Genomic DNA, 14,016 nt, shown 5'->3' with positions numbered 1-14,016 from the left:
GCGCCGGGGAACCCTCGGCCTCCACGGAGCCGCCTCCGCCCGGCAGGGTCACTGCCCCTCCGTCATGGGAACCCGCACGCCCTTGTCCGCGGCAACGGACTCCGCGATGTCGTACCCCGCGTCGACGTGCCGGATGACCCCCATTCCGGGGTCGTTCGTCAGCACCCGGCGGATCTTCTCGCCCGCCAGCTTCGTACCGTCGGCCACGGTCACCTGACCGGCGTGGATGGAGCGCCCCATCCCGACGCCGCCGCCGTGGTGGATGGAGACCCAGGAGGCGCCGGACGCCACGTTGACCATGGCGTTCAGCAGCGGCCAGTCCGCGATCGCGTCGGACCCGTCGAGCATCGCCTCGGTCTCGCGGTACGGGGACGCCACCGACCCGCAGTCCAGGTGGTCGCGGCCGATCGCCAGGGGTGCGGCCAGCTCGCCGGAGGCCACCATGTCGTTGAACCGCTCACCGGCGCGGTCGCGTTCGCCGTAGCCGAGCCAGCAGATCCGGGCGGGCAGACCCTGGAAGTGGACGCGCTCACCGGCCATCTTGATCCACCGGTGCAGCGACTCGTTCTCCGGGAAGAGTTCGAGCATCGCCTTGTCGGTCTTGTGGATGTCCGACGCCTCGCCGGACAGCGCGGCCCACCGGAACGGGCCCTTGCCCTCGCAGAACAGCGGCCGGATGTACGCGGGCACGAACCCGGGGAAGTCGAATGCCCGTTCGTAGCCCGCGAGCTGGGCCTCGCCGCGGATCGAGTTGCCGTAGTCGAAGACCTCGGCCCCTGCGTCCATGAAGCCGACCATCGCCTCGACGTGCTTGGCCATCGCCTCGCGTGCCCGCTGCGTGAAGTCCGCGGGCTTCTCGGCGGCGTACGAGGCCATGTCGTCGAAGTCGACGCCGATCGGGAGGTACGCGAGCGGGTCGTGCGCGCTGGTCTGGTCGGTGACGATGTCGATCGGGGCGCCCTCGGCGAGCATCCGGGGCAGCAGCTCCGCCGCGTTGCCGAGCAGCCCGATGGAGAGCGGCTTGCGCGCGTCGCGCGCCTCGGTGGCGAGCTGGAGCGCGTGCTCCAGGGAGTCGGCGCGCACATCCAGGTAGCGGTGCTCGATGCGGCGCTCGATGGCGCGCGGGTCGCAGTCGATACAGATCGCGACGCCGTCGTTCATGGTCACGGCGAGCGGCTGGGCGCCACCCATGCCGCCGAGCCCGGCGGTCAGGGTGATCGTCCCGGCCAGCGTCCCGTTGAACTTCTTGGCGGCGACGGCGGCGAACGTCTCGTAGGTGCCCTGCAGGATGCCCTGCGTACCGATGTAGATCCACGACCCGGCCGTCATCTGGCCGTACATGGTGAGTCCGAGCGCCTCCAGACGGCGGAACTCCTCCCAGTTCGCCCAGTCGCCCACCAGGTTGGAGTTGGCGATCAGGACCCGCGGCGCCCACTCGTGGGTCTGCATGACACCGACCGGGCGCCCGGACTGGACGAGCATCGTCTCGTCCTGCTTGAGCGTCTGCAGCGTGCGCACCATCGCGTCGAACGAGCGCCAGTCGCGCGCCGCCTTGCCCGTGCCGCCGTAGACGACGAGCTTGTCGGGGTGCTCGGCGACCTCGGGGTCGAGATTGTTCTGCAGCATGCGGAGGGCGGCTTCCTGCTGCCATCCCAGGGCGCTCAGTTCAGTACCGCGCGGTGCCCGTACGGGGCGGGGTCCTGACATGACAATGCCTCCTCGCGACTGTGTTGCTTCTATTCACATCCTGCTGTTCTGAATACTTGTAGTCAACAGGCGCGCCCGAAAGACCTGCCCCGAAGACGGGATGCGGCATCGGACGCGGACAGAACATGACAGGGGCGGCGGCGGGGCCGACTGTTTCCGGCCGCCTTCCGCATGTACCAATGGAAAGTGCCAGAACTCCCACCGGGGGCAGGCACGTTGCGTAGCCTCTGGGTCACAGCCGCACGTCTGGTCGGGAGGGAATCCGCGTGCCCGGAATCGACGAGTGTCTGCTCGAAGTCATGAGGCTGTCCGGTGCCCGCGGCGCCGCGGTGGTCGACTGGACGAGCGGTCTCGCCCTAGGCACCATCGGCGACTCGCCCAACGGCGATCACGAGGCGACCGCCGCCGAGACGGCCGAGGTGGCGCGCATGGCGGCGGAGCAGCCCGCGTTCGCCCTCTCCGTCCCGGAACCCTTAGCAGGCCCGGGCGAGAACGACGTTACCGCGACGGCCACCGCGCCACCGGTGGAAGACGTCATCGTCACCACCCGCGCCGCCTACCACATCATCCGATTCGTCGAGACGGCCTTCGACAGCAGCGTCTTCCTGCATCTGTGGCTCGACCGCTCCGACGGCAACCTGGCGCTGGCCCGGATGAGGCTGGGCGAAGTGGCGGAGCGGCTGGTCCTGGCATGAGAACCACCGCGCCCGAGAGAACCTTCCCCGTGAGAGCAGCCTCCGCCCTCTCCCCCATGCTCCAGCGTCTCGCCGCCGAGCGCGCCACCGGCGCCCTGATGCGCGACCGCGGCACGCTCTACCTCGCCGACGGCCAGGTCGTGCACGCCGAGAGCCCCTCGACACCGGGCCTCGACATCCTGCTCACCGCGAGCGGCGCCCTGCACCGCGACGGCTGGTGGGACGCGGTCGCCCGGGCGGGCGCCGGGCAGCGGGTCGGCCGCTACCTGGTGGACAGCGGACGGATACCCGGCGGCGCACTGGAGCTCTGCCACTTGAGTGCGCTGTACGACGCCGCCTTCTTCGCCCTCGCCCCCACCCGCACCCCGGCCCGGTTCCGTTACGGGGTCTCGCACTGGATCGGCCCCGTGCACCCCGTCCCCGTCGATGCCGTGCAGCGCGAGACGCTCCGGCGCCGGGATCTGCTGGACCGGATCTGGCCCGACGCGGTGACCGACACCGCCCCGCTCGCCCGGGCGGCCCATCCCGTCGACTCTCCTGTCCCGTCACGCCGGCGCCGCGTACTCGACCTGGTGGACGGAGTACGTACGGCATCCGACATCGCCCAGCACCTGGGCCGCTCGGCGTTCCACATCCTCGTCGACCTTCGGCGGCTCACGGCCGCCGGACTGGTCGAAGCGGTCCGGCAGACGGCGGCCCCGTCCGCCTCCGCGCCCGGCCGGATCACGCTTCCCGAGGTCACGGCCGACCCCGACGTCGCCCTGCTGCGCCGGCTCAGAGACGCATTGGAGGCCCTGTGATACGCGCGCTCAGACAGCGTGCCGGGAGGAGACAGCCGATGGTTCCCGAGGCCGAAGTCCAGGACGTCCTGGAGGAACTCCAGCGGCTACGGGCCCGGGTGCCGCTCCTCGCGGGCGCGCTGGCCGCCAGCACCGACGGCCTCGTCCTGGCGCAGGACACCCCGGGAGTCGAGGCGGAGGGTGTGGCCGCGCTCACCGCGGCCGCGCTCGGCGTCGCGCTCCGGATGGCGGAGGCGACCGGCCGGGGCGGCTTCCGCGAACTGCTCGTACGCGGCGAGACCGGCTACATCGCCACGTACGCGGCGGGCTCCTCCGCCGTCCTCACACTCCTGGCCGAGGACCGGATCAACGTCGGTCGGCTCCACCTGGAAGGCCGCCGGGCGAGCGCCCGGATCGGCGAACTGGTCGACACCGCACTGAAACGCACCGCACAACCCGCGCCGGCCCCGCATGCCCCGCGCCCACGGACCCCGCCCCCCGGCCCCCTCCCTCACCGCACGTAGCGCCCGTCACACCGCACCAGGAACGCCAGAAAACGGAGCCGGTCACCTCGGCCGGCAAGGAAAGGAAACGAGCACTCATGGCCAACACCGAAGCGTCACTCAAGGAAGCAATGACGTCCATCGAGGGCACCCTCGGTGTCGCACTCGTCGACTACACGAGCGGCATGGCGCTGGGCACCCTCGGCGGTGGCAAGGACTTCAACCTGGAGGTCGCGGCCGCGGGCAACACGGATGTCGTACGCGCCAAGCTCCGCACCATGGAACATCTCGGCATCAAGGACGAGATCGAGGACATCCTGATCACCCTCGGCGCCCAGTACCACCTGATCCGGCTGCTCAAGGCGCGCGGCAACAACGGTCTCTTCCTCTACCTGGTGCTGGACGCCGGCCGCGCCAACCTGGCGATGGCCCGCCACCAACTGAAGCGGATCGAGGCCGAACTGGAGGTCTGACCTCCGCAGACCGCCCTCAGAGCCTGTCGGGTGACCTCTGATCGGGCGGCCACGCCATGGCACGCACGCTTCCGGCGTTGCCGAAATGCCCTGATAGCTCCGCTACAAGGCCATCCCGGCGCCTTGGAATCGCACGCACCATGGCGCGTCCGCTCTCCGATCGAAGGTCACCCGACAGGCTCTCAGCGGCGCCGCGCCCCACCGGGCGCGGCGTCGCCCGCCACCGGCCCGGTCGTCCGGTATGCCGCGACCTGTTTGCCCGCGGGCCGCCCCTTCTCCACCCAGTCGGTCCGCACCCAGTACAGGACGTCGTCCTTCCGCTCCCGCTGCCCGATCCGGACGGACTTGGCCCAGAGACCGGCCCCCGCGCCCGCAAGCATCAGCCCACCGGCGCCGGGCAGCACGAATCCGCCGGCGATCGCCACGAGAAACCCGCCCAGCAACCACCACCGGTGCCCGCGCCGCCAGTTGCGTACGGTCACGGCCCGGTCCTGGAGGAAGTCCGTCCGCCCGGCACGGGTGGCGGCCCTCGCCAGCTCCGTGTACCTGCGTCCGTGTGCGAGCGCCACCACAACCGCGGTGATCAGGAAGAGCGCGGCTCCGGCGAGCAGTCCGATCCGACGGCCGGTGAGCCCCGGGACGAGCGCACCGACGGCGGCGGCGAGCAGCCCCGGCCACCACAGCGGTACGGCTCCGGCCCGTACGATCACGGCCACCCTCGCCAGCGACTGCGCTCCGCGCCCCACGTCGGTACCCCTCTCGACAGCCATCGATGCTGATTCTCGGGGCGCAGATTAATGGTCGTATCTGAGCGGTGTCTGAGAATCGGCGAGGAATGCCGACCACCGGCCGGACTTCCCTCGGCACCGGACACCCGCCCTGCCGTCCCGCCCCGGCGCAGGCGGACTCGCCACCACGGAGCCGTTCCCAGCCGGCGAATTCCCGGGTCCCTCAGTGCCGGAAGCGATCACGGTCCGGATGCCGACGACCGCCCGCCCAGCCGCAGCCCCGACGTCGGAGTCGGCGTCGGCCGTCCGCCCGGTCCCCCGGGCGCCGACGACAGCCTCCGGGCGCTCACCCCGCCGGGAGGCCCGGCAGCCACATCCCGTGCGTCACGCCCTCATTCCACGAACAGCCCGCGCGCCGCCGCCCGCGCGTCGAACTCCTCCAGCCGCGCCTGCGCGTCCGGCAGGTCGTCGCACATCGCCTCCAGCAGCACCCGACCCAGCAGCATCGGCGCGCACGCCGTGTCGAAGGCGAGTCCGGTGCCGACGGCGGCGGGAATCAGCAGGTCGCTGTGTTTGGCCACCGGGGCGAACGCCGAATCGGCGACCGACACCACGGTCAGTCCCTGCTTCTGGGCGTACGCGAGCGCGTCCACGACCTCCTTGGGATGGCGCGGCAGCGCGAAGCAGACCAGCGCGCTCGCCCCCGCCCTGCGTGCGGCGTCGATCCGGTCGTGCAGCATGCTGCCGCCCTCGTCGAGCACGCGCACATCCGGGTGGACCTTGGCTGCGAAGTAGCCGAATCCCCGCGCCTGCGAGGAGGCGGCGCGCAGCCCGAGCACCGGCAGCGGGCGCGACGCGGCGAGCAGCCGCCCCGCCCGCTCGACCGGAGTGGGGTCGGCGAGGAGTTCGGCGAGGTGCTGCAGGTTCTCGATCTCGGCTCGGACGGCCTGCTGGTACTCGTTGTACGTGTCGGCGGCGGCGCGCGCACCTCCCTCGGCGGGTCCGGGCGCGACCTCCCGCAGATGCCTGCGCAGCGCCGGATACCCGTCGAACCCGAGCGCGACGGCGAATCGGGTGACGGACGGCTGGCTGACCCCGGCCAGCTCGGCCAGCTCCACACTCGACAGAAACGGGACGTCCCCGGCCCTGCGCACCATCGAGTGCGCGATCCGCCGCTGGGTGGGCGTGAGCCGGTGCCCCTCGAAGAGCTGCTGCAACCGCGCGGCCGGGCTGCTCCCGCTCATGCTGTCCCCCTAGTGCTCGTGCTGGTGAGATCGGTGTTCCACAGGTCCGTGCAGCGGTCGAGCAGGTCCCCGGCCGCCACCTTCACATCATCGGTGAGCGGCCGGTCCGCGAACTCCCCTTCGAGCAGGGAATCGGCCAGCGCGAATGCCCGCCCGACCGGCAGACCGGGATCGGGCCGCAGATCACGCAGGCGCAACGCCCTTACGGCGGAGACGAGTTCGCAGGCGACGACCTGCCGGTAGGCGCCGCACACGCGCAGCGTCTGGCGGGCTGCCAGCGAGGCGAAACTCGCCTGCTCCTCCACACCCCTGGACAGCACGGCGTGGCCGAGCGAGGCGGGCGCGGCGTACGCCCGCAGATCTCCGAGGGCGGCTCCGGCTGCGTACTCCAGGATCATCACGCCCGAGGAGGCGGGTTCACCGTCGGCGAGGAAGGGCCTCAGCCGGGTGAAGGACGGCTCGTTGAGCGCCGAGAGCCGGGAGGTCGAGAGTCGCGCGACCTGCACGACAGCGAGCCTGAAGTGGTCCAGCGCCAGGGCGAGTTGGGCCATGTAGAAACCGCCGTGGTGGTAGGCGGCGGGGCTGTCGTTGAGACCGGCGTCCGGACAGATCAGCGGGTTCTCGGCAGCGGCGTTGATCTCGACGGCGAGGACCCGTTCGAGCGCGTCGGCGGCGTCCTGCGCGGGCCCGTGGATCTGCGGCAGGCAGCGGAAGCCGTACGGGTCCTGAATCCGGCCGAGCGGGGGTCCCGGGCGGTCGGGGGCACCGAGCAGCTGCCGCATCCGCGCCGCGACCCGGTACGAGCCGGGGTGCGGACGGGCGGCGTGGACCGGTTCGGCGTACGCCTCGTACGATCCGTCGACCGCGAGCAGTGAGAGCGCGGCGACCACCTCGGTGGCGGTGACGAGCCGGCGCAACTCGTCGAGCGCGAGGGCGGCCTGACCGAGGGTGAGGGCGTTGCTGCTGATCAGGGCGAGGGCGTCGTTGTTGTCGAGCGGCTGGGGTTCGGGGGCGGCACCGGGCCCTCGCCAAGGGTGTTCCCCGGCGAGCGCGAGGCCGGCCTGGGCGAGGGCGGCGATGTCCCCGGTGCCGACCGAACCGAACTCGTTGATCACCGGGTGCGCCCCCGCTTCCAGCGCCTCACAGAGTGCGGTGACGACGGTGGGCCGCAGCCCGGCGCCTCCCGCGAGCAGCTGATTGGCGCGCACGGCGAGCATCGCGCGGACCTCGCGGGCCGGCAGCGGTTCGCCGATGGCCCCGGCGTGGCTGCGCAGCAACCGCAGCCCGTGGTCGGCGGCGGCCTCGGTCGGGACCTCCTCGTTGCGATTGGCGCCGACCCCGGTGGATCGCCCGTACACCCGCCCGGTCGCGGCGAGCTCCCGGGCGGCCGCCCAGGACCGGTCGACCCGCTTCATCGCCTCGGCGCCGGGCACGGGGCGGGCGGCGCCGCGGGCAATCCGGACGACATCGGCGACGGGGAGGGTCTCTCCGTCGAGCTCGACGATGGAGACGGCGTGGTCCGCGGCCCATCCACCGAAGGGCGAGGAGTCCATCATGTGAGACGACATCATGCGCAAACACTCCCCATCCGGACACTCGATCCTGCCTTTCGGGCCTCTGTCACCAGTGTTTTACCCCGAGGCATTGACAATCTATTCAGCCAACGAGAACTCTGCATGACTATATGCAGCCGGGGCAAGGGACGACTGATGATCAAATTCGACGCAGTGAACAAGCGCTTCCCGAACGGCACGACAGCAGTTCATGAGCTCAGCCTCACCATGCCGGAGGGCGGCATCACGGTCCTGGTCGGTTCGTCCGGCTGCGGCAAGACCACCACTCTCCGGATGATCAACCGGATGGTCGATCCGAGCTCCGGCACGATTACGCTCGGCGGCCGGAACATCCTCGAAGCGGACGCCGCCGAGCTCCGGCGAGGCATCGGTTACGTCATCCAGCAGGCGGGACTCTTTCCGCACCGCACGATCCTCGACAACATCGCCACGGTCCCGCTGCTGCTGGGCCACGGACGCAAGCGCGCCCGGGCCCGCGCGGCCGAGCTGCTGGAGACGGTCGGGCTTCCGGCCGACGCCGCCAAGCGCTACCCGCACCAGCTCTCCGGCGGCCAGCAGCAGCGCGTCGGCGTGGCCCGCGCGCTCGCCGCCGATCCGCCGGTCCTGCTGATGGACGAGCCGTTCGGCGCGGTCGACCCCGTCGTGCGGACCCAGCTCCAGGACGAGCTGCTCCGTCTCCAGCAGGAGCTGAACAAGACCATCGTCTTCGTCACCCATGACATCGACGAGGCGGTACGGCTCGGCGACCGGATCGCCGTCTTCCGCACCGGCGGCCATCTCGTTCAGTGCGCACCGCCCGCCGAACTCCTCGCCCGCCCGGCCGACGACTTCGTCGCCGACTTCCTGGGAGCCGAACGCGGCCTGAAACTGCTCTCGTTGAGCGCGCTCGCGGATCTCCCCCGGCAACCGGCGACAACGGTGCGGGCCGACGAAACCGCCCCCGCCGGGCGCACCGACTGGCAACTGGTCGTCTCCGCCAAGGACGAACCCCTCGGCTGGCTCGACCCGGCAGCCACCCCGCCGGGCCGGGCAGGAGACGCCGCGCTCCTCCCCGTACGGCCGCTGCGCGACACGGACTCGCTGCTCTCCGCGCTGAACGAGTCGGTCGCCTCACCGGCCGGACTGATAGCCAGGATCGACGACGACGGCGTCCTGACCGGGGTCACCGCACGCGAGGCCGTGCACGCACGGGCGGGCGCCGCCCACTCCGCAGCGGTCGAGCCTCCTCGGCCCGCGACGGTCCCGGCCGGAAAGAGCAGCGCATGACCATCGACTGGTCGTGGATATCCGACCACGCGAGTGACCTCGCCACGCTGACCGTCTCCCACCTCCAGGCCGCCCTGACCGCCGTACTCCTCGGCCTGCTGATCTCGCTCCCGCTGGCCGTCCTCGCCCACCGGGTACGCCCCCTGCGCGGCTTCCTCCTGGGGCTGTCGAACATCCTCTTCACGATCCCGTCCATCGCGGTCTTCGTGCTCCTGCTTCCGGTCTCGGGCCTCACCCGCACCACCACGGTGATCGGCCTGACCGTCTACACACTGGTCGTCCTCCTCCGCAACACGGTCGAGGGCCTCGACTCCGTCCCGGCGCGCACCCGCGAGGCCGCCAAGGCGATGGGGACCCGCCCCCTGCGCGTCCTGTTCACCGTCGAGCTCCCCCTCGCCCTCCCCGTGATCATGGCGGGCGTACGGATCGCCACGGTCATGTCGATCTCGCTGGTCAGCGTGGCCACGTACATCGGCGACGGCGGTCTCGGCCAGCTCTTCACCGACGGGTTCCAGCGCAACTTCCCCACACCGGTGATCGTCGGCATCGCCCTGACCCTGCTGCTCGCACTGGTCGCGGACGCCCTGCTGGTCGCCGTGCAGTACGCGCTCACCCCCTGGAAGCGGAAGAGGGCCTGACATGTACGAACTCTTCGCGGACCTCGGTACCTGGCTGACCGGCGCCGAGCAGTGGCAGGGGCCGGACGGCATCGCCCACCGCCTCACCGAGCACCTCCAGTACTCGCTCCTCGCCACCCTGATCGCGACGGTGATCGCCCTCCCGATCGGTCTGCTCATCGGCCACACGGGGCGCGGCGCCTTCCTCGCCATCAACCTCTCGTCGTTCGGCCGGGCGCTGCCCACGGTCGGTCTGGTGGTGCTCGTCTTCCTGGCCAGCGGGCTGTCGATGACCCCGGTGTACGTGGCGCTGGTCGCGCTCGCCGTCCCGTCGATCGTCACCAACACCTACGCCGGCATGACCGCCGTCGACCCGGAGGTCAAGGACGCCGCCCGCGGCCAGGGCATGCGCGGCCACCAGATCCTGTGGCAGGTGGAACTCCCCCTCGCCCTTCCCCTGATCATGACCGGCCTGCGCCTGGCCCTGATCCAGGTCGTCGCCACCGCCACGGTCGCCGCGTACGTCAGCTTCGGCGGCCTCGGCCGGTACGTCTTCGACGGCCTGGCCCAGCGCGACCTCGTCCAGGTACTGGGCGGCGCGGTCCTGGTGGCGGTCGTGGCCGTCGTCCTGGACCTGGCCCTGTCCGGGCTGCAGCGCATCCTCTTCCGTCACCGCACCGCCTGAGGAGACCACCCATGACCCGCACTCCCCGCAGCACCACCCGCCGATCCCTGCTGGGCGGCCTCCTCGCCGCGGCCGCAGTCCCCGCACTCGCGGCCTGCAGCAGTGGCATCACCTCGCTGGACGGCCAGGGCGGCGGAGGCACCGGCGGCGGCTCCAGCGCCGGCGGCATCACCATCGGCACGGCCAACTTCACCGAGAACCAGGTGCTCGGTTACCTGTACGCCGAAGCCCTGCAGGCCGCCGGGGTGAAGACAAAAGTCCGCGCCAACCTGGGCACCCGCGAGATCCTCATCCCCGCACTCGAGGGCGGGGACATCGACCTGCTCCCCGAGTACCAGGGCGCCCTCCTGCACTACCTCGACCCGAAGGCGAAGGCCACCGAGGAGGGCGAGATGCAGAACGCCCTGGCCATCGCCCTCCCCAAGGGCCTCCAGATCCTCCCGTACGGCATGGCGGAGGACTCGGACGCCTTCGTCGTCACCCCGGGCACCGCCAGGAAGTACGGCCTGACCTCCCTTGCCGACCTGGCGAAGCAGAACGGCAAGCTGGTCATCGGCGCGGCCCCCGAGGTGAAGAAGCGGGCGGTCGGGGCGGTCGGCCTGAAGGACGTCTACGGAGTCGAGTTCAAGGAGTTCAAGTCGCTGGACTCCTCCGGCCCGCTGGTCAAGGGAGCCCTGAAGAAGGGCGATGTGGACGTCGCCAACCTCTTCACCACCGACACGGACATCACCGCTGAGGGCTGGGTCGTCCTCACCGACCCCAAGAACCTGATCCCCGGCCAGCACGTGGTTCCCCTGATCGCGGACCGCGCCGCGGACTCCACGGTCCGCAGGGCACTGGCCCGCCTGGGCGCCACCCTCACGACAAAGGACCTCACGGAGCTGAACCGCCTGGTGGACAAGGACAAGAAGGACCCGGAGGACGTGGCGCACGACTGGGCCGCGGCGCACGGTCTGGCAGAGAAGTAAGAGAAAAGGAGCAATCCCCGATGGCCGACTCCCTCGTCGAGCGCCGCTCGATCGACGTCGTACCGGACGACGAACGGCACGGCACCGCGTTCTCCCAGTTCACCCTCTGGCTCGGAGCGAACCTCCAGATCACCGCGGTGGTCAGCGGCGCACTCGCAGTCATCTTCGGCGGCGGCGCCTTCTGGTCCCTGATCGGCCTGCTGGTGGGCAACCTGCTCGGCGGAGCGGTGATGTCGCTGCACTCGGCGCAGGGCCCCAGGCTGGGCCTGCCCCAGATGATCTCCAGCCGGGCACAGTTCGGGGTGCGGGGCGCGGTCGTGCCGCTGCTCCTGGTCGTCGTGATGTACGTCGGTTTCTTCGCCAGCGGCAGCGTGCTGGCCGGCCAGGCGGTCGGCGAGCTCACCCACCTCGGGCAGACCCCCGGCATCCTCGTCTTCGCCGCGATCACGGCACTGGTGGCGGCGATCGGCTACCGGGTCGTCCACATCCTGGGCCGGGTCGCCAGTGTGGTCTGCGCGTTGGCCTTCATCTATCTCGGTATCCGGTTGCTGGACCGGATCGATCTCGGCGCCGCCCTCGCCGACCGCGCCTTCGACCTGCCGATGTTCCTGCTCGCGGTGTCGATCGCGGCGTCCTGGCAGCTGGCGTTCGGGCCCTACGTCGCCGACTACTCGCGCTACCTGCCGCGCCGTACGAGCTCCCGCGCCACCTTCTGGTGGACGCTGGCCGGCACGACGCTCGGCTCCCAGTGGTCCATGGCCTTCGGCGTGCTGGTCGCCGCATCCGCGGGCGCGGCGTTCCTCGACGACCAGGTCAGCTACGTCGTCTCGCTGGGCGGCACCGGGCTGATCGCCTCGCTGCTCTATTTCGTGATCGCGCTCGGCAAGCTGACCATCAACGTGCTGAACACCTACGGCGGTTTCATGTCGATGGTGACCGGGATCAGCGGCTTCCGCGGGCAGCGGGCACTGTCGCAGCGCGGCCGCTCCGCGTACATCGCCGTGATCATGATCGCGGGCACGGCGGTCGCCCTGCTCGGCAAGGACACCTTCCTCGCCTCGTTCAAGGACTTCCTGCTGTTCCTGCTGACCTTCTTCACCCCGTGGTCGGCGATCAACCTCGTCGACTACTACCTGATATCGCGCGAGCGCTACGACATCCCGGCCCTGTCCGACCCGGACGGCCGCTACGGCGCCTGGCGCTGGGACGCACTGACGGTCTACGCAGTCGGCATCGTCGCCCAGCTCCCCTTCCTGGCGACGACCTTCTACACCGGCCCGCTGGTGGAGCCATTGGGCGGCGCGGACGTCTCCTGGGTGATCGGCCTGCTCGTACCGGCCCTGCTGTACTGGCTGCTCGCCCGCCGCGACACCACCCACATCCCGGCCGCCACCATCATGCCGACGGACCGGGTGCCGGTCGGCTGAGCCGAAGGGCGTCTGCTCGCCGCCCCGGCCGTTCGACGGCCTGCCCCGGTACGCGCCCGAGGCCCAACAGGGGGGCTAGCCCCACTGCGCCCGGCCCCGCCGCTTCGTACCGTAGGCGTATGGAAGCCCGTGACTCCGAGCTCAAGAAAGAGCTCAATGCCACCCTGCACGCGCGCGGCGAGCTGGGGCCCGAGTACGAGTCCGCGCTCATCGACTCGTTTCTGGAGAAGGTCGAGCAGCGTCTCGACGTCACGCTCGACCGGCGGGTGCGGCGGCACCTGGGCGAGCAGCAGATCAAAGTCGCCCGGGGGGCCCATACGCCCCAGCCGCCGCTGGGCGACTTCGGTGAGCGGTTCGGGTTCGGGATCATCTCGTTGGTCCTGGCCATCCCGCTGTCCGCGATCGGGGTCGCGAACGCCGGGATCGAGGGGCTCGTCGTGGCCTGGCTGGGGATCGTCGGGGTGAACGCCTTCAACGCCGCCCGCAGCCGGCCGTTGTTCCGGCGCTCGGAGAAGGGCTCGAAGTCCGACTGGGAGGACTGAGCAGCCGGGCTGAGCGCGCGGTGGGCGCGCGGCTACGCCTGGCGTGTGGGAAGCACGATCAACTGGCGCAGGTTGACGTGGCGCGGGCGGCTGGTGGTGTACGCGATGAGGTCGGCGATGTCGTCGCCCGACAGTGCGCCCAGCGCGTCGAACATGCCGTCCAGCTGGCTCGACAGCTCCGCGTTGTCGATGTGGCCGGCCAGCTCCGTGTCGGTGAGGCCCGGTTCGATGTTGGTGACGCGGACGTCGCGCGGGCCGAACTCCGTACGCAGGGACGCCGACAGATGGCTGAGCGCCGCCTTCGTCGCCCCGTACACGGCGTAGTGGGGGAACGTGACGTGCGCACCGATCGACGAGATGTTCACCAGGTCCGCGGTGCGGCCGTCGGCGGCCGCCGCCACCAGGTCGGGCGTGAAGGCCCGGATGACGCGCAACGCGCCCGACACATTGGTGTCGAGCATCCGCTGCCATTCGTCGGTGCGGCCCTCGTCCACCGGGTTCGGCAGCATCACTCCGGCCGCGTTGACCACCAGGTCCGCCCGACCATAGGCGGTGTGCACGCGATCGGCTGCCGTGTCGACGGACGCCTGGTCGGTGACGTCGGTCGCCACTACGAGCGCTTCGCCGCCCTCGGACACGATCTTGGCGGCCACTTCCTCCAGCCGTTCCGCGCGCCGGGCCAGCAGCGCGACCCTGGCGCCCTGGGCTGCCAGCAGCCCGGCGGTGGCGGCGCCCATGCCACTGGCTGCTCCGGTGATGACGGCGGTGCGGCCTGCGAGCGTCTCGTACGACATGTCCGTACTCCTTG

15 protein-coding genes are annotated in these 14,016 nt (G+C 71.0%); 10 read left to right on the top strand and 5 right to left on the bottom strand.

Features of this window, described 5'->3' with window-relative positions; genetic code table 11:
• Positions 1 to 48 precede the first annotated feature (48 nt).
• Positions 49 to 1,707 carry a urocanate hydratase gene (gene hutU, locus OG395_RS31850; RefSeq protein ID WP_327246001.1) on the bottom strand — a complete coding sequence of 553 codons (1,659 nt, stop codon included), beginning with the start codon at positions 1,705 to 1,707 and terminating at the stop codon, positions 49 to 51.
• 266 nt (positions 1,708 to 1,973) lie between these two features.
• On the opposite strand from hutU, the gene OG395_RS31845 reads away from it, so the two are divergent.
• From OG395_RS31845 to OG395_RS31830, 4 genes are all read left to right on the top strand, one after another.
• Positions 1,974 to 2,402, top strand: a complete 429-nt coding sequence (locus OG395_RS31845) for a hypothetical protein (RefSeq protein ID WP_327246000.1) — start codon at positions 1,974 to 1,976, stop codon at positions 2,400 to 2,402.
• Positions 2,399 to 3,202: a helix-turn-helix domain-containing protein gene (locus OG395_RS31840; RefSeq protein WP_376338003.1), complete on the top strand. Its 804-nt coding sequence runs from the start codon at positions 2,399 to 2,401 to the stop codon at positions 3,200 to 3,202. The genes OG395_RS31845 and OG395_RS31840 overlap by 4 nt, the downstream gene beginning before the upstream one ends.
• A 38-nt stretch (positions 3,203 to 3,240) precedes the next feature.
• Positions 3,241 to 3,705, top strand: a complete 465-nt coding sequence (locus tag OG395_RS31835; protein ID WP_327245999.1) for a roadblock/LC7 domain-containing protein — start codon at positions 3,241 to 3,243, stop codon at positions 3,703 to 3,705.
• 77 nt (positions 3,706 to 3,782) lie between these two features.
• A complete protein-coding gene (locus OG395_RS31830) occupies positions 3,783 to 4,157 on the top strand; it encodes a hypothetical protein (RefSeq protein ID WP_327245998.1) in 375 nt (124 codons plus the stop codon).
• Positions 4,158 to 4,339: 182 nt separating this feature from the next.
• On the opposite strand, the gene OG395_RS31825 is transcribed toward OG395_RS31830, so the two are convergent.
• The 3 genes from OG395_RS31825 to OG395_RS31815 all read right to left on the bottom strand — a co-directional run bounded on the left by OG395_RS31825 (position 4,340) and on the right by OG395_RS31815 (position 7,697).
• On the bottom strand, positions 4,340 to 4,927 hold the full coding sequence (locus OG395_RS31825) for a hypothetical protein (protein WP_327245997.1): 588 nt from the start codon (positions 4,925 to 4,927) through the stop codon (positions 4,340 to 4,342).
• Positions 4,928 to 5,277: 350 nt separating this feature from the next.
• Positions 5,278 to 6,129: a MurR/RpiR family transcriptional regulator gene (locus tag OG395_RS31820; RefSeq protein ID WP_327245996.1), complete on the bottom strand. Its 852-nt coding sequence runs from the start codon at positions 6,127 to 6,129 to the stop codon at positions 5,278 to 5,280.
• Positions 6,126 to 7,697, bottom strand: coding sequence for an aromatic amino acid ammonia-lyase (locus tag OG395_RS31815; protein WP_442818778.1), 1,572 nt, complete (start codon positions 7,695 to 7,697; stop codon positions 6,126 to 6,128). Before OG395_RS31815 ends, OG395_RS31820 begins: the two co-directional genes overlap by 4 nt.
• A 141-nt stretch (positions 7,698 to 7,838) precedes the next feature.
• Between OG395_RS31815 and OG395_RS31810 the strand changes: the two genes are divergently transcribed.
• The 6 genes from OG395_RS31810 (at position 7,839) to OG395_RS31785 (ending at position 13,208) form a co-directional block, all read left to right on the top strand.
• Positions 7,839 to 8,969 (top strand): ABC transporter ATP-binding protein, encoded by a 1,131-nt coding sequence (locus tag OG395_RS31810; protein WP_327245995.1) that lies wholly within the window; start codon positions 7,839 to 7,841, stop codon positions 8,967 to 8,969.
• Positions 8,966 to 9,607 carry an ABC transporter permease gene (locus OG395_RS31805; protein ID WP_327245994.1) on the top strand — a complete coding sequence of 214 codons (642 nt, stop codon included), beginning with the start codon at positions 8,966 to 8,968 and terminating at the stop codon, positions 9,605 to 9,607. Before OG395_RS31810 ends, OG395_RS31805 begins: the two co-directional genes overlap by 4 nt.
• Before the next feature lies 1 nt (position 9,608).
• A complete protein-coding gene (locus OG395_RS31800) occupies positions 9,609 to 10,271 on the top strand; it encodes an ABC transporter permease (RefSeq protein ID WP_266984879.1) in 663 nt (220 codons plus the stop codon).
• Positions 10,272 to 10,282: 11 nt separating this feature from the next.
• Positions 10,283 to 11,239 (top strand): ABC transporter substrate-binding protein, encoded by a 957-nt coding sequence (locus tag OG395_RS31795; RefSeq protein ID WP_327245993.1) that lies wholly within the window; start codon positions 10,283 to 10,285, stop codon positions 11,237 to 11,239.
• A 20-nt stretch (positions 11,240 to 11,259) separates the two neighbouring features.
• Positions 11,260 to 12,666 carry a purine-cytosine permease family protein gene (locus tag OG395_RS31790; RefSeq protein WP_327245992.1) on the top strand — a complete coding sequence of 469 codons (1,407 nt, stop codon included), beginning with the start codon at positions 11,260 to 11,262 and terminating at the stop codon, positions 12,664 to 12,666.
• Positions 12,667 to 12,785: 119 nt separating this feature from the next.
• Positions 12,786 to 13,208 carry a hypothetical protein gene (locus OG395_RS31785; protein WP_327245991.1) on the top strand — a complete coding sequence of 141 codons (423 nt, stop codon included), beginning with the start codon at positions 12,786 to 12,788 and terminating at the stop codon, positions 13,206 to 13,208.
• A 32-nt stretch (positions 13,209 to 13,240) separates the two neighbouring features.
• On the opposite strand, the gene OG395_RS31780 is transcribed toward OG395_RS31785, so the two are convergent.
• Entirely contained in the window at positions 13,241 to 14,002 is a 762-nt protein-coding gene (locus OG395_RS31780) for an SDR family oxidoreductase (protein ID WP_327245990.1), read from the bottom strand.
• Positions 14,003 to 14,016: the final 14 nt, after the last annotated feature.

The sequence above is a fragment of the Streptomyces sp. NBC_01320 genome (assembly GCF_035974375.1).
GTDB classification, from domain to species: Bacteria; Actinomycetota; Actinomycetes; order Streptomycetales; family Streptomycetaceae; genus Streptomyces; species Streptomyces yanii.
Note: the sequence above shows the minus strand (reverse complement) of the source record. Positions and strands in the feature narration are given on the sequence as shown.

Coding starts and splice junctions, on each gene's coding strand:
- OG395_RS31815 (WP_442818778.1), bottom strand. CDS start 7,697: ATGTCGTCTCACATGATGGACTCCTCGCCCTTCGGTGGATGGGCCGCG.
- hutU (WP_327246001.1), bottom strand. CDS start 1,707: ATGTCAGGACCCCGCCCCGTACGGGCACCGCGCGGTACTGAACTGAGC.
- OG395_RS31785 (WP_327245991.1), top strand. CDS start 12,786: ATGGAAGCCCGTGACTCCGAGCTCAAGAAAGAGCTCAATGCCACCCTG.
- OG395_RS31835 (WP_327245999.1), top strand. CDS start 3,241: ATGGTTCCCGAGGCCGAAGTCCAGGACGTCCTGGAGGAACTCCAGCGG.
- OG395_RS31790 (WP_327245992.1), top strand. CDS start 11,260: ATGGCCGACTCCCTCGTCGAGCGCCGCTCGATCGACGTCGTACCGGAC.
- OG395_RS31780 (WP_327245990.1), bottom strand. CDS start 14,002: ATGTCGTACGAGACGCTCGCAGGCCGCACCGCCGTCATCACCGGAGCA.
- OG395_RS31825 (WP_327245997.1), bottom strand. CDS start 4,927: ATGGCTGTCGAGAGGGGTACCGACGTGGGGCGCGGAGCGCAGTCGCTG.
- OG395_RS31830 (WP_327245998.1), top strand. CDS start 3,783: ATGGCCAACACCGAAGCGTCACTCAAGGAAGCAATGACGTCCATCGAG.
- OG395_RS31805 (WP_327245994.1), top strand. CDS start 8,966: ATGACCATCGACTGGTCGTGGATATCCGACCACGCGAGTGACCTCGCC.
- OG395_RS31795 (WP_327245993.1), top strand. CDS start 10,283: ATGACCCGCACTCCCCGCAGCACCACCCGCCGATCCCTGCTGGGCGGC.
- OG395_RS31810 (WP_327245995.1), top strand. CDS start 7,839: ATGATCAAATTCGACGCAGTGAACAAGCGCTTCCCGAACGGCACGACA.
- OG395_RS31800 (WP_266984879.1), top strand. CDS start 9,609: ATGTACGAACTCTTCGCGGACCTCGGTACCTGGCTGACCGGCGCCGAG.
- OG395_RS31820 (WP_327245996.1), bottom strand. CDS start 6,129: ATGAGCGGGAGCAGCCCGGCCGCGCGGTTGCAGCAGCTCTTCGAGGGG.
- OG395_RS31840 (WP_376338003.1), top strand. CDS start 2,399: ATGAGAACCACCGCGCCCGAGAGAACCTTCCCCGTGAGAGCAGCCTCC.